The sequence below is a fragment of the Kushneria indalinina DSM 14324 genome (genome assembly GCF_003385845.1).
GTDB classification, from domain to species: Bacteria; Pseudomonadota; Gammaproteobacteria; order Pseudomonadales; family Halomonadaceae; genus Kushneria; species Kushneria indalinina.
In genome coordinates this window covers 335,460-349,507 of record NZ_QRDJ01000007.1, presented here as the reverse complement: position 1 = coordinate 349,507, position 14,048 = coordinate 335,460, and the positions used below count along the sequence as shown (strand labels likewise).

The window sequence follows — 14,048 nt, the reverse complement described above, 5'->3', positions numbered from 1 at the left end:
GTTGTTTATCTGGCCGAAAAATTTTGGGTCCTTTTTCTGTAATATCAGGTTACTTCGTTCAGTTTTTGATGTTCGCAAAGCCTGGGTGGCATTGATTCGATTGTCGGACAGAGGTTCATGGCTTTTGGGAGAGAATATTGGGAATGGCCCCTGTTTTTATTGATGTTGCTGGCAGTATGGAAATGAGCTGGTATAAATTATTAATCTGAGTCATGTGAAAAATAAGATAGCTTTAAATGAGCTTTTATTGTTTTGGCATGCATGTTGGAATAAGAGGCATTTTCAGGAGTTCCTTTTTAATGGTCGATCCACTAATCAACAAGCTACAACACTATACGGATCTGGGAAAAAAAGAACTCAGCATGCTGCGCTCGCTACCAGGGCGAACGAAGCGTTACGAGAAGGGCGAGTACGTCATTACCGAGGGCGAAAACCCTGTCGCGGTACACCTGATGCTCGAGGGTTGGGCCTGCCGCTGCAAGATGCTCTCTGACGGGCGCGAACAGATCATGGGGTACCTGATCAAGGGCGATCTGTGCGATCTGCATGTGACCCTGCTGTCCCATATGGACCACTCCATCCGCACCCTCACGCCTGCCACCGTGGCGATGATTTCCGAAGAAAGTATCAACCAGATTTTTGAAGACTATCCGGATCTGGCCAGAGCGCTTTCATGGTCCATGACGGTGGATGAAGCCATCACCCGACACTGGATCCTCAATATCGGGCTACGCACCGCCGAGGCACGCATCGCTCATCTTTTCTGCGAGATGATTTTGCGCTATCAGGCGTCCGGGCTTACAAGGGATACCACCATCGACATGCCGCTAACCCAGGTTAATCTGGCCGAAACACTTGGCCTGACATCTGTTCATGTTAATCGGGTATTGCAACGGCTGCGTCAAAAAAATCTCATTACGTTGACGCGCAAGACACTCACCGCGCTTGATTTTGAAGGGCTTAAAGAAGTCGCCGAGTTTAACGATATTTATCTGCATCTCAGATAATTTTTTGAAAAACGAGGGTGTCTTGAAAAAGGCGATTCCTTTCGCCTCAAGGTTGTCGTCCCTGACGTGTTTATAGTGTCAGTTATAGAGGTTCTCGCTGTACATAAACTGGGTTATTTTTGGCTGATTATATAACGCAAACAAAAAGTTTGAAAAAAAGGATCACCTTTTATGGTCAGGTCTTTTGTTGTTAATATGTTTTTAGTGTCATTGTATTAATGGAAAGTGTTAATTAAATACCCGGTTTTGAGCAATGGTTTAATCCTGACGCCCTTTTATCAAGGTTAATCGACGTGCGGGGAGTTGTGCCCGTCAATGGCAGGTGTCCTTGAACAGGGCAGGGGGCATGAGCCTGTTGCGACGGTTTCCAGCCGCGCGCCGGGCGCTTACAGGCCCGAGCCCTTGCCAGGGGCTCGAGCGCTGCCCGTGCTGATCGGGGCATGTCAGGTTCGCTGGGTTCGCCAGGCTCTAGCACTCAGCACCACCAGCGTGACGGCGGTCAGGGGCAGGGCATACATCAAAACGGCATCGCCCAGCAGGGTGGCGCTGCCCTGATGGGTGGAATAGAGCACCAGATAGGTGGTGTAGGCCGCGTAATAGACAAAAAACAGCAGCCCTTCCCAGCGCTCGATACGGTAGCCGGTAAAAAAAATCGGCAGACAGGCCAGCGATACGGCAATCATGACCGGGAAGTCAAAGGCCAGGGCGTTGGCGGCCACGGGAATGCCCTGCGGTGCCACCAGCGAGGCCAGGCCCAGCACGCACAGCAGGTTGAAAAGCCCGCTGCCCACCACGTTGCCCACGGCGATATCACGCTCCCCCCGCACGGCGGCCAGAATCGAGGTGGCCAGCTCCGGCAGTGAGGTCCCCACGGCCACGACGGTCAGGCCGATCACCAGATCCGACAGCCCCAGCGCGCGGGCAAGCGAGGTGGCACCTTCCACCAGAAAGTGCGAGCCGGCCACCAGCAGTACCAGACCGGCCACGATCATGACCAGGTACATCACCCAGGCCATCGGCGTGCGCGCTGGGGCAGGTTTGGCGTCAGGGTTTTCCGAGGCCGCCGCCTGCGCCTCCCTTTTGCTCGCGTGCAGGCTGCTGATCACCATATACAGCGTATAGGCCACGATACAGGCAAAGAGCAGTGCGCCATCGAGTCGGCTCAACACCCCATTGGCGCCCAGCACCCAGACCAGCAGCCCGGCGGCAATCAGCAGTGGCACATCCAGGCGAATCAGCTGACGCGAGACGATCAAGGGGGCCACCATCGCTGTCAGGCCCAGGATCAAAAGTACGTTGGCAATGTTGCTGCCCACCACGTTGCCCAGCGCCAGATCACCGCTGCCGCCGAAGGCTGACTGCACGCTGACGGCGGTTTCCGGCGCGCTGGTGCCAAAGGCCACCACCGTCAGGCCGATCACCAGCGAGGGGATGCCAAAGAGCGCGGCCAGCTTCGAGGCGCCACGGACCAGCACCTCGGCCCCGCCCATTAACAGTACAAGCCCTGCCGCAAGGTAGATAAGGGTCATCAACGTCATACAAGGGCGCTCCCGCCAGAGGGTGTTATGGCGTGATCTTAATACAGTGATGGCGGTTGCGATAATGGGTAAGGAGGGCGGGGATGCCAGAGGGGTATCGGGGCTGATGAAGGGACATGTGGCCGCCGCAGGCAAGGGCCTGACACGGGCAGGGGCCCGATACCGTACGTATCGGGCCCCTGAATGGGCTGGCCTGGAAGAAAAGGGTCAGCGTTTGGCGGTGGTATCGTCCTGCTCGGAGCGCTCGAGAAAGGTCTGCGTGATCGCGGGAAGGTTTTCCTCCAGCCACTTCGCCATGGCCTCTTCCTCCTTGAGAATGCGCTCAAGGGAGGCGCGAATCTCGGGTTCGCCCAGATAGTCGGCCGCCCCCATCAGCGCGCGATAGTTGGCGATTTCGAAATGCTCGAAGGCGTAGCTGGCCGAGCCGCCCTTGACCACTTCATCACTGGTGAACATGCCGCCCATGCCCTGAGCCATGGCCGCCATCTTGCCGCCCATGTCCTTGAAGCTGGAAGTACTGCCATCCAGCCGTTCGATACACTCCTCCAGCAGGACAGCCTGCCCCCGGGTCTCCTCGATATGCTGCTCGATACGGGCATGAAGTTCGGGGTAATGCTCAATGCGTTTGGCCTGTGCCATGAGCATGGACTCTGCCTGCTGCTCCATGGCATGCGCATCGCGCAGCCAGTCCATAAAGTGGGCTTTTGCATCCGTTGCCATATCTCGATCTCCTTGTCTCCATCGGAGGATGTCCGACAGAAAAGGTTACGCACCGCATAAAGGCATCACTGCCACAGGGCAGCCATGCCAGAGGTAACGCTGTCAGAGCTGCTCTTTCTGTGCGCCCGAGCCGGGTCTGGCCTTGCCCAGACTCGGTACCTGTCCCAGCGGTTCGGGCTGCTGCTTGAAGCTGAAGTTGCTGCGACCATCCAGCGACGGGCCTTCGCTCCAGCGTCCCTGAGGGGCTTCCTTGTCGAGCAGCGTGTTGAGGAAGTAGTACGAATGCTCGGTGGCCTCGTGCTCCTCGGGCGTGCTGTTGGGAATCGGCAGGCTTGCCTGCAGACCGCCCAGATCCTCGATCACGGCCAGCCACTGCTGCTGGTGATAGGTGTCACGGGCAATCAGAAACGAGAGAAAGTCCTTCATGCCCTTGTCATCGGTCCAGTTGTACAGACGGCTGGCCAGCACGCGGCCACCGGCCTCAGCGGCCACGTTGGCCTGCATGTCAGCGGCAATGTTGCCGGTGGCGTAAACATGGCTCATGTCAAAGGGCACGCCATTGGCGTTGACCGGCATCGCCGAGAGTCCCGAGGAGAGAAGATGGCGCGGATTGGCGCCGCCCAGAATGGCGTTGATGACCGGGTCCTTCGCCGACTCTTCCTGATAGGAGACGGGCGCTCCTTCCAGGTTGAGCGCCACGGCATGGCCCAGCATCTCGATGTGGGCGAGCTCTTCTGTCGCCGTGGACATCAAAAGATCACGAATCCGGTCATCGCCACGCGCCCCCATGGCCTGAAAGAAATACTGCATGGCCACGCGGATTTCCCCTTCGATGCCGCCGATGGCCTGCTGTAACAGCATGGCAAACTGCGGGTCGGGCTTGTCGACACGAACGGGATATTGAAGCTTTGATGAGTGATGAAACATGAATGCCTCCCTGCATGAATGTTCAGACCACAATAAAATCGAGACTGCAATCCATGAGCCCGCATGACAGATCGGTATTCGAGGGCGATAACGTTCATGATGCGCCGTCTCGTGCGTTATGGACGCTCGCGGTGTCATGCGAACCGCTGTATTGAGCGTGGCCAGGAAGGCGCAGAACAGCAAAACTTATTAGGTGTTTTAATATATTTAGATGTGTCTTTTTTCGACGCCTTGATATGAATCAAGGCGCCTTTTGAAAGAGGGGTTATGCCGCGCCTCTTAGCAACCGACGATGGCGCTATTCTGGAAAAGGTACGCGCGGCATTAAAAGCGTCTGGCCTTGTTGAAAGCGGTTTGAAAGGGCCGAAGGCGGTTTGGTTTAAAAGGGCCGAAAGCGGTTTGAAAGGGCTGAGCGCGGTTCACGAGGCCAGTCGGGAGGTAAACAAAAGCAAAAGGGAGGACAGCGCAGGCAGACGCAGCGCCCCTGTACGGTTACAGGCCTTCGATGGTGATGTTCTGTCGCCAGCGGTTGAGCTCTCGTCTCTGGCGCCAGGAAGTCAGTAGCTGGGTGTTGTCCTTTTCCGGTGCGAGCATCAGCTGATTGTCATTGCCACGAACCAGATTGAAACGGCGCCGGGCGCCGATCGGGCGTTTTTCCGTGGCCTGAATGACAATCAGATTGATCTCGATGGTCTTCAGCGTCTCATCGCTGTCCTTGAGGGTGTAGTCACTGTTGAGCGCCAGACCATGCTGCTGCGCTGCATTAGCAAGAATGCGATCAAAGGTGCTCGCCTGCATGTACTGCATCGAATTGAGTGGCCCCATACGCGTGACCAGCTCGCCTTCCTCTTCACCGCCGCCCTTATCGGTCTCCCCCTCGTCGGTGGTCTCCTCATCGGAGGAGGGCTTCTGCTGACGGGTGTCTTCATCCGCCAGTTCGGTGATATCACAGACCAGCGTCTGTTGATCGGTTTCCAGCCGCGCCAGAATGGATTCCACGAAAACGACGCCATGCCCCATGTTGCTGACCAGACAGGGCCCCTCGACCCGGCGGGCCTTGCCGTGCTTGATCAGGATGGAGGGTCGGCGCAGGGCGCGGGCATCGCTGACGGCCACCTGCATGGCGATGCCCCATATCAGCACATGGCCAATACTGGCCAGCCCGCTGACAACGATCGCGTTTTCGGAGATCCAGGCCCACAGGGCACTTAACTGGCTCAGCATGCGGTGTTCTCTTGAAGAATATCTGCGCGCTCTGCGTTATTGGGTCGCAGGAAAACAGCCGGATCATGACATGACGACTGGATGATGCAATGACTGTAGCCTGTCAGGCATCACCGTGCCGGGTAGATGTCCTGTCGACCGTGCCTGTGCCTCAAATGGATTGACGATGCCGGCAGGCACCGCCGGAAGGGGGCCTCCTGCATCGCCTCGCTATCAATGGTATCAGGTGGGCACCGGCGTGGGTGCCCTGCTTCCCTGCTGCGTTACCCGATGCCGGGCTTAGTGTTCGTCGGTGTGATCATCCTGCTCACCGGCGCGGGCGGAGGCCACGTTGTGCCCATGCCCCGAGGGAAACCGGTGTGAGCCGTAACGCACCACCAGAATGGACAGGGCCAGCAGCAGAATGGAGCCTGCAATATAGATGATGCCCATGTCCGGGCGATGATGATGCTGAATGTCGCCGATCATCATACGCGTCAGCGCAGTGATGGCCACATAGATCAGAAAGCGCACCGGCATGTGGTTGGTCTTGAAATAGATGCCGACCATCGCCCCCAGCTCGAGATAGATAAACAGCAGCAGCACGTCATCGATGCCTGCCTGGCCATCGGCAATCATCTCGAGAAAGGCGCCCAGTGCCGCCCAGGCAATGACGCCGCCAATGGCAAAAAGCGCCATGAAGTGAAAGGTGCTGACCAGGAAGTTGCCCAACCGGTCGGCCTGATGATGCAGCCGCACGCCTGCAGGATCCTTGTTCTTTAACGCCATGAAGATGTCCTGAAAAAACAGTAAGGGAAGAGGGGAGGCGGCATGATGATCTGATCCGCTCGACTCAGCGATGCAGCGCCCAACAATGAGAATGTGCCATTGTGCTGCCATCATAATGTTTTTATCACGCCTTGACGCACGGCAAACGCAATGGAAAGGATCATGACGCGGGATCAAAAGCAGCACGATCATCACGACCAGCATGGACACGAGCATCATGGTCACAGCCATCATGGACATGGCCATTCTCATCACGGCACGGATAACGAGCGCCGCCTGCTCTGGGCCATGGTGTTGACCGGCGGTTTCATGGTGGCCGAGGTGGCCGGCGGACTCCTTACGGGGTCACTGGCGCTGCTGGCGGATGCCGGCCACATGCTGACCGACAGTGCCTCGCTGGCGCTGGCCTGGGTGGCCGCCCGGCTGACGCAGCGTCCGGCCAATGCCCGCAAGACCTACGGCTATCATCGTGTGCAGGTGCTGGCCGCCTTCGTCAACGGTCTGGCCCTGTTGTTGATCGTCGCCTGGATTCTGTTTGAAGCCGTGCGCCGGCTGTGGGCGCCGCCCGAGGTCGCCGGCACCGGCATGCTGGCCATCGCCACTGTCGGGCTGGTGGTCAATATCGGTGTGTTCTGGCTGCTGCACAGCGGCGATCGAGGCAACATCAATGTTCGCGGCGCGCTGCTGCACGTCATGGGGGATCTGCTGGGGTCGGTGGCGGCCATTGCCGCGGCCGTGATCATCATGGTGACCGGCTGGATGCCGATTGACCCGCTGCTCTCATTGCTGGCCGCAGCGCTGATCGCCCGCAGTGCCTGGAAGATTACCGCCCAGTCGGGGCATATCCTGCTCGAAGGGGCGCCGGCCCATATCGACAGCGAGCAGCTGGTCCAGGATATACCGCACGCGCTGGACGATATCCACAGCGTGCATCATGTCCACATCTGGTCGCTGACCCCGGAGCGCGTGATGGTCACCCTGCATGCCGTGCCCCATGATGCGGTGGATCAGGACCAGGCCATTATGGCGATCAGGGGGTATCTCAGGGGGCGCTTTGACGTTGATCACGTTACGGTGCAGATCGAGCGCCGGGCATACTGCGTCGAGCAGGGCCGCAACGAGTCTGACCACGCGCCCCTGCCCTGATCATGCCAAATGACCGGGTCAGGGCGCCATCGGGCGCCCCGATAACCCAGGTGATGGATGATGGCTGGCCGAATGTTTTTGAATGCGCACCACCTTGATGCGCCAGGCAACGCATCGAAGGTCCATTAACCATGCGGCGACCGGGTGTCGCTGCATGACCATCATCATGAAAGGAACGAGATATCGTGTCTGAAAGTGGCCAGAGCGCCAAATGGGACAAAATCGCCGGACAGCTCAAGGAGAAGTGGGGCGTCGTTGCCAACGACCTCTCTGCCTATGAGCAGGGCGAGGTGCAGCGCATCGCCGGCCTGCTCAAGGAGCAGAAGGGTCTGAGTGACGAAGACGCCAGGCGCGAAGCCGAGCGCATCATGCGCAACTCCTGATCCGTGCGATGTGTGTCACACTGCATGGCGCAACCGAAAAAGCCCGGCGTTTGCCGGGCTTCTTGCGTTGGTGGGTATCAAAAGCGCAGATTGCAGCATGACCCATCGTGGTGCGACAGGGAGTGACACAATGAGTGAGATCAATACCGTGAACACGGCGAAAGTCATGCGCCCGGCGCCGGTGACGCTGGCGTGGATCGTGCTGGTCGTAGCCTGGGGCGCGTTTCTGCTGCCTCGGGCGGGCTCCGGACTGCTGGTCGGCTGGCCGCTCAATCTGGTCGCCTTTTGCCTGGCCATCGTGATCGTGGCACGCGGACGCACGGTGGCCGGCATTCTGGCACTGGCGGCCTCCGTTATTGTGTCGCCGCTGATCTATCTGCTGGGGCTTTTGCTGCTGATGCTCACCACCGCCTTCAGCGATGTCGAGATCGACATTCAGGAGTCCGGCCCGGTGCGTGAACATCACGCCCCGCCGCCACCGGTGGAAACGCCATCGCTGCAGATGACCGCGCTATCGACACGGCTCTCCTGAAAGGCCGGAAGCGGGTGGGCGGCAGCGACGTCTTGTTGATATTCGATAACCCTAACGCAGGTCATGGCAGCCGTGAATGGCGCTGTCTATGCTCTTCTTTCATGGAGGAAAAAAGAGACGTGATGCGAATGATTCGGGTTGTTTTTTTTCAAAATGATGCGCCAATCGATCATCCTTTCTGCAACAGCGAAGGCGTCATGGAGCTGCCATCGGTGCCTCGTGTGGGAGAAGACATGATGTTTGATGGTCATGTGGTCAAGATCATCAATGTGACCTGGGTGTTGGGCGAGCAGGATTTCGATGTTCGCGCAGACTTGGTGGCCACGCCTGTCGAGTAACAGAGCTCCGGGCCTGGACAACCGGTCAAAAAAAGGCGCCCATCGGGGCGCCTTTTTTAGTGGCCGGGTCCTGTCTCTCAAGGGCGATGGCCCCGTGAGTCGGGCTCACCCTCGGACGGCTTGCGCGTTGTCGACGTGCTTCATTGTTCGCTGGCGGGATAGGCGGTGTTGACGCTGGTTTCCCGCCACTGCTCGATCTCCTCCAGGGTCTCGCGCAGATGCGCGCTGACCTTGTCCACGCCCCAGGCGCCGAGCACCAGATGCTGCGGCGGGTTGGCATGTTCGACAATGTCGATCATTGCCTGGGCCGCGCGTACCGGATCACCGGGCTGCTGGCCGCTGCCTTCGGCGGTGCCGGACATGCGCGTCCCGACCGTGTCGCGGTAGTCATCAATCTCGGTGGTGGTCTGCTGCAGCGAGCGCCCGGCCCAGTCGGTGCGAAAGGGCCCGGGGGCGACGCTGGTGACCTTCAGGCCCAGCGGTGCGACCTCGGCGGCCAGCGCCGTGGAGAAGCCTTCGACGGCGTGCTTGGTCGCCGCATAGTAGCCCGAGCCCGGGAAACCGATGAACCCTGCCACGGAGCTGATATTGAGAATGTGGCCCTGACGGTGCTCGCGCATGCCGGGCAGCACCAGACGGGTCAGCTCGAAAAGCCCGAAGACATTGGCATCAAACTGGGCGCGCACCTGCTCGTCATCGGCTTCCTCGACGGAGGACTGATAGCCGTAGCCGGCGTTGTTGACCAGCACATCGATGCGTCCGAACTGCTGCTCGGCGCTTTTGACCACCTCGCGCAGCTGCTCGCTTTTGGTGACATCAAGCCCCAGTGCCAGCACGCGGTCCTCGACGCCCTCGGCCAGATCGGCGACCCGCGCCCGATCACGGGCGGTGACCACCGCCTTCCAGCCTCGCTCGATGACCAGCCGGGCAAGTTCGCGGCCAAACCCGGTCGAGCAGCCGGTAATCAACCAGACAGGATCTGTTGGTGTACTCATGTCTCTCTCCTTCAGGCCGGGTAACGACGCATGCATTCAGCAGGCCGTTATCAATAGGGGTCCGGTCACTATAGGACAGTCACGAAGAGAGCCTTATCGAATAAGGCAATACGGGGAATAGTGTCCTTTGGCGGGCAGGGCAACGTCTTTCCAGTGCCCCGGGCGCGATGCATGAAAGGTAACCTTTCTAAACAGGGTGAAGTTTTAAAACTGTTTTTAAACAAGAATTAATAAAAAAGAGGGCAAATACACTACAAAAAAGGACAACGAATTTAACCTGCTTAAGTGTTGATGCGATATAAAAGGAGGCCATTAAACGACACTATAAAGAGGGTGGTTGCCATTAATAATCACAGTGCATCCTTTATGGACCTGAGCACGTCATACCGCCGAATCGAGCAGCGGATCAGGTCCGAAATGGAGGAGGTGCTGTCATCATCTACCTTCATCAACGGGCCGAAGGTAGCAGCCCTGGAGCAGCAGCTGGCCGAGCGTGCCGGTGTGGCGCAGTGTGTTACCTGTGCCAGCGGCAGCGATGCACTGGTACTGGCCCTGCGAGTGCTGGATATCGGGGTCGGTGATCAGGTGCTCTGTCCGGCCTACACCTTTGCCGCCACGGTCGAGGCCATTAACCGGGTCGGCGCCGAGCCGGTGTTCATCGATATTGACCCGATCACCTTCAACCTGGACGCCCAACGCCTTGAGCGCTGGCTGGCGGTGCATGGCAGCGCCCGCGTACGCGCCATTATTGCCGTGGATATCTTTGGTCAGCCGGCCGATCATGACCGGTTCAACGCCATCGCTGCGCGTTTTGATCTCCATCTTGTTGCCGACGCCGCCCAGAGTTTTGGCGGTGCTCATCACGGCCGCCCGGTCGGGTCGCTGGCCGACATCACGATCACCTCCTTTTACCCCTCCAAGCCGTTGGGCTGCTACGGCGATGGCGGTGCCCTGTTCGTGCGTGATACTGCCCTGGCCGAGCGGCTGCGCTCGCTGCGCAACCATGGCGTAAGCCACGATCGCGCCCGCCATGACGAGATCGGCATGTGCTCGCGTCTGGATGCGCTGCAGGCCGGCGTATTGCTGGCCAGACTGACCATCTTCGATGACGAGCTCGAGCGCCGTGAGCGCATCGCCTGCGCCTATCAAAAGGGGCTTGGCGAACGGCTCTTGACGCCTGACCTGCCGGCAGGCTGTCGCTCGGCCTGGGCGCAGTATACGGTGCGTCTGCCGGAGGAGCCCGGGGAGGACAATGCCGCGCTGACGGGGCGCCGTGACGCGTTCATGGCCGCTCTTCAAAAGCAGGCTATTCCGGTGCGCTGTTATTACTCCCCGGCGCTGCATCGTCATCCTGCCTATCAGACGGTGGTGCATGATGGGCTGATCTGGACCGATCGGGTGGCCGCCGGCACCTTCAGCCTGCCGATGCATCCCTATCTTGAGCCCGTGCATGTCGAGCAGATCTGTCAGGCGGTGAGGGAGCAGCCATGACGGCCAGGTCGCCGAACACCCTCCATGTGGCCATCGCCGGTGCCGGGAAGATGGGCGCCCGGCACGTGCGCACCTTCGATGCGCTGACCGATGTTGAGGTCAGCGTGATTTATGACCCCCTGCCGGCGGCCGAGTGTGATCTGTCAGCGCCCATGCGACGTCGCTGCTTCCAGAGTTACCGGGCCTTCCTTGAGCGGGCGCGGCTGGCCGACGTGGCGGTGGTGGCCGGGCCTACGGCCACACACTTTGGCGTGGCCCGTGATCTCATCAATTGTGGCCTGCCGTGTCTGGTCGAAAAGCCCATGACCGTGCGACCACAGGAGTGTCTGATGTTGAGTCAGCTGGCCCGGGCTCGCGGCACTGGGCTCTTTTGTGCGCATATTGAGCGGTTTAATCCGGCGCTGGTGGCCACGGCCGGCGTCCTGCGCACCCAAGGCTGGGAGGAGGTGGTCATCACACGGCAGAACCCGAGCAGCGCGCGACTTTCCGGAGACTCCATCGTGACGGATCTGATGATCCATGATCTGGACATCATGCAGCACGTCATGGGGCTCATGCCCGAGGCGCTGCTGGAAGTCGAAGGCGGACTCAACGGTCGAGGGCGCAGCGCTGGGGAGGGCGCCGATCAGGTGATGGTGCGCCTGCAGACCGATGCCGGCTATCCGATCTCCCTGACCACCGGGCGGCTGCCGGAACACCGTGCCCGCGCCATTCATGCCCGTGGGACGCAGGGCAGTCTGCATGTGGATCTGCTCAATCACTGTCATGACCTGCAGTTTGCCGATGGGGCCGAACCGCCGATACCCGCGGTCAGTACGCAGGGGGATGCCCTGTCACATCAGGCCCGCGCAATGATTGCCAGCGTCATGGATGGCCGGGCCCACGGGCTTGCCAGCGCCGATGAGTGCTGGCAGACCCTGACGCTGTGTCAGCTCATCGAGCAGCGATTAAGGCTGGCCTCATATCGGCACATTCGCCTGCACTGACGCCGTAGCGGTTTGTGAACGGATGGTGCTAAAGTCATGATCGCGCGCCGCCGGGCGGCCGATCACACGGGAAGGTAATGCCATGAAACACATGACGCTTTTGGTTCTGGTTGTACTGATGTCTGCCGGAGTACTCGGCGGGTGTAACACCATGCATGGCGCAGGCGAGGACATCTCCGACGGTGGCCAGGCCATCCAGAACGCCTCCGACTGAGACCGCTGTATCAAACACGCAAAGGGGCCCGCAGCCGTATGGCTGCGGGCCCCTTTTGTTATTCGTCAGTGCCCTGCCTCGTGTCAGTGCCCTACATGGCGTGCTTGATGCCCTTGTTGACCAGCAGCCAGTTGGCCGGATAAGAGCTTAAAAACCCGACCAGCATGGCGATCTGCATCATGAACCAGAATTCGGGTGTGGCAGCATCCATTTGGCCGTCCAGCAAAAGCGGCGTGGCGATCAGCATCCAGAGATACATGCCGATCTGAAAGGCGATCAACGACAGCGTGTCGGCCTTGATGGCATCCAGCAGTCCCGCTTTGGGCGAGCGCTCCCCCATCTCGCGAATGGGCAGATACTGAAACAGGATGCCAAAGGCATAGGCGGCCACAAAGGCCAGCAGAAAATGGCCGGCCATGTGCGAACCGAACAGGGTGAACCCCAGTGCCGTGGCCAGCGGTGCCGCGGTGATATCGCCCAGCGTACAGCCGCCGCCGCAGTGGGTGGCGGAGACAAACACGCCCTGCCATTGAGGCTTGTCGCCGTGATGCTCATGACCGCCGTGTTGATGGTGTTCCGAGGCGTCATGACCCTGATCAGCGCGCGCTGTCCGCCCCATCTTCTGGTAGACCCACCAGCCCAGCACCGGCATATAGAGCCCCGTGATCGGCCAGGTCACGTTCATGATCGCCATATGCTGCGGGCGCCGGCGCACATCCGCAGCGATCAGCGCGCAGGTCACCACGCCCAGTAGCAAGAACACCCACGACCAGAAGATCAGCATGGCAGCACTCCCTTTATGGCTTCAGTCTGAATTTACCTGATGCCATAAAGGGTTTAGTGCAGCCGAAGCCAGTCATCAAACCCTGGGGTGGGGCATGGTCAGGGCTGCGTCACCTGGCGCTGTGCCCGCAGGGTATCCACTGTGTAGAGCACCAGCCCGGCCCAGATGCAGCCAAAGGTGACAAGGCTTGCCTGGTTGAAGGGTTCACCGAAAAGGAACACGCCGGTGAGCAGGTGCAGGGTGGGGGTGAGATACTGCATCAGCCCCAGCGTGCCGAGCTTGAGTCGCCGCGCCCCCATGGTAAAGAGCACCAGCGGCAGCACCGTGATCAGGCCGCAGCCGATCAGCAATGCATCGGTGCGCACGCTGCCCTGTAAAAAAACGACCTGCTGCTGAAAATACAGCCCCCCCAGCCACAGCAGGGCAAACGGCAGTAGCAGCATGGTTTCGATATAAAGTCCGGTAATGCTGTCCACGGCGATGCGCTTTCGAATCAGGCCGTAAATGCCAAAGGTGCCGGCAAGCATCAGCGATACCCAGGGCACTCGCCCAAAGCCCACCACCATGATCAATACGCCGGCGGCAGCCAGAAGCACCGCGACCATCTGCAGCGGGCGCAGCCGCTCGCGAAAAAAGATCAGCCCCAGCACCACGTTGAGCAGCGGATTGATGTAGTAGCCCAGGCTTGCCTGCAGTACGTGATGGCTCGATACCGCCCAGATGAACAGGCCCCAGTTACAGCTGATCAAAAGCGCCGAGGCCGTAAGCGCCAGCAGCAGTCGAGGCTGCCGCACAATGGCCATCACCCTCTCATGACGGCGGGTCATCAGGACAAACAGGGTCAGCAGCACCGCGGCCCACACCATGCGCTGGGTCAGGATCTCCCAGGGAGAGACGCTCGGGCCGATCAGATGAAAATAGATCGGCATCACGCCCCACATCGAAAAACAGCCCAGCGCGGCCAGAAGCCCGGCACTGTGTTCGCGCTTGTCCAT

Annotated in this window: 16 protein-coding genes; 8 read left to right on the top strand and 8 right to left on the bottom strand. The window is 59.6% G+C overall.

From position 1 onward, the window contains the following. Positions 1–299 precede the first annotated feature (299 nt). Positions 300–1,007, top strand: coding sequence for a Crp/Fnr family transcriptional regulator (locus tag C8D72_RS08215; protein ID WP_245955199.1), 708 nt, complete (start codon positions 300–302; stop codon positions 1,005–1,007). 443 nt (positions 1,008–1,450) lie between these two features. Here C8D72_RS08215 and C8D72_RS08210 read toward each other — a convergent pair whose 3' ends face one another. From C8D72_RS08210 to C8D72_RS08190, 5 genes are all read right to left on the bottom strand, one after another. Further along, entirely contained in the window at positions 1,451–2,545 is a 1,095-nt protein-coding gene (locus C8D72_RS08210) for a calcium/sodium antiporter (RefSeq protein WP_115853927.1), read from the bottom strand. A 207-nt stretch (positions 2,546–2,752) separates the two neighbouring features. Next, a complete protein-coding gene (locus tag C8D72_RS08205) occupies positions 2,753–3,265 on the bottom strand; it encodes a ferritin-like domain-containing protein (RefSeq protein WP_115853926.1) in 513 nt (170 codons plus the stop codon). Between the two features lie 102 nt (positions 3,266–3,367). Further along, positions 3,368–4,192 (bottom strand): manganese catalase family protein, encoded by an 825-nt coding sequence (locus C8D72_RS08200; protein WP_115853925.1) that lies wholly within the window; start codon positions 4,190–4,192, stop codon positions 3,368–3,370. A gap of 492 nt (positions 4,193–4,684) precedes the next feature. Beyond that, positions 4,685–5,416, bottom strand: a complete 732-nt coding sequence (locus C8D72_RS08195; RefSeq protein ID WP_115853924.1) for a hypothetical protein — start codon at positions 5,414–5,416, stop codon at positions 4,685–4,687. A 279-nt stretch (positions 5,417–5,695) separates the two neighbouring features. Further along, positions 5,696–6,184, bottom strand: a complete 489-nt coding sequence (locus tag C8D72_RS08190; RefSeq protein ID WP_115854466.1) for a phosphate-starvation-inducible protein PsiE — start codon at positions 6,182–6,184, stop codon at positions 5,696–5,698. 162 nt (positions 6,185–6,346) lie between these two features. Here C8D72_RS08190 and C8D72_RS08185 point away from each other — a divergent pair, with 162 nt between their 5' ends. The 4 genes from C8D72_RS08185 (at position 6,347) to C8D72_RS17345 (ending at position 8,583) form a co-directional block, all read left to right on the top strand. Continuing rightward, on the top strand, positions 6,347–7,330 hold the full coding sequence (locus tag C8D72_RS08185) for a cation diffusion facilitator family transporter (RefSeq protein ID WP_115853923.1): 984 nt from the start codon (positions 6,347–6,349) through the stop codon (positions 7,328–7,330). Between the two features lie 185 nt (positions 7,331–7,515). Further along, positions 7,516–7,713, top strand: coding sequence for a CsbD family protein (locus C8D72_RS08180; protein WP_115853922.1), 198 nt, complete (start codon positions 7,516–7,518; stop codon positions 7,711–7,713). Positions 7,714–7,843: 130 nt separating this feature from the next. Continuing rightward, on the top strand, positions 7,844–8,245 hold the full coding sequence (locus C8D72_RS08175; protein ID WP_115853921.1) for a hypothetical protein: 402 nt from the start codon (positions 7,844–7,846) through the stop codon (positions 8,243–8,245). 14 nt (positions 8,246–8,259) lie between these two features. Beyond that, entirely contained in the window at positions 8,260–8,583 is a 324-nt protein-coding gene (locus C8D72_RS17345; RefSeq protein WP_147301513.1) for a hypothetical protein, read from the top strand. A 140-nt stretch (positions 8,584–8,723) separates the two neighbouring features. On the opposite strand, the gene C8D72_RS08165 is transcribed toward C8D72_RS17345, so the two are convergent. Further along, entirely contained in the window at positions 8,724–9,578 is an 855-nt protein-coding gene (locus C8D72_RS08165) for an oxidoreductase (RefSeq protein ID WP_115853919.1), read from the bottom strand. A gap of 291 nt (positions 9,579–9,869) precedes the next feature. Here C8D72_RS08165 and C8D72_RS08160 point away from each other — a divergent pair, with 291 nt between their 5' ends. The 3 genes from C8D72_RS08160 (at position 9,870) to C8D72_RS08150 (ending at position 12,269) form a co-directional block, all read left to right on the top strand. Then, a complete protein-coding gene (locus C8D72_RS08160; protein WP_115853918.1) occupies positions 9,870–11,069 on the top strand; it encodes an aminotransferase class I/II-fold pyridoxal phosphate-dependent enzyme in 1,200 nt (399 codons plus the stop codon). Next, a complete protein-coding gene (locus tag C8D72_RS08155) occupies positions 11,066–12,055 on the top strand; it encodes a Gfo/Idh/MocA family protein (RefSeq protein ID WP_115853917.1) in 990 nt (329 codons plus the stop codon). Before C8D72_RS08160 ends, C8D72_RS08155 begins: the two co-directional genes overlap by 4 nt. Positions 12,056–12,137: 82 nt before the next feature. Then, complete coding sequence (locus C8D72_RS08150) at positions 12,138–12,269, top strand: entericidin A/B family lipoprotein (protein WP_115853916.1); 132 nt, start codon at positions 12,138–12,140, stop codon at positions 12,267–12,269. A 91-nt stretch (positions 12,270–12,360) separates the two neighbouring features. Here the strand turns inward: C8D72_RS08150 and C8D72_RS08145 are convergent, their stop codons facing one another. Then, complete coding sequence (locus C8D72_RS08145; RefSeq protein WP_115853915.1) at positions 12,361–13,053, bottom strand: DUF4396 domain-containing protein; 693 nt, start codon at positions 13,051–13,053, stop codon at positions 12,361–12,363. 98 nt (positions 13,054–13,151) lie between these two features. Then, the gene (rarD, locus tag C8D72_RS08140) at positions 13,152–14,048 is read right to left on the bottom strand and encodes an EamA family transporter RarD (protein ID WP_115853914.1); all 897 of its coding nucleotides are present in this window, start codon (positions 14,046–14,048) and stop codon (positions 13,152–13,154) included.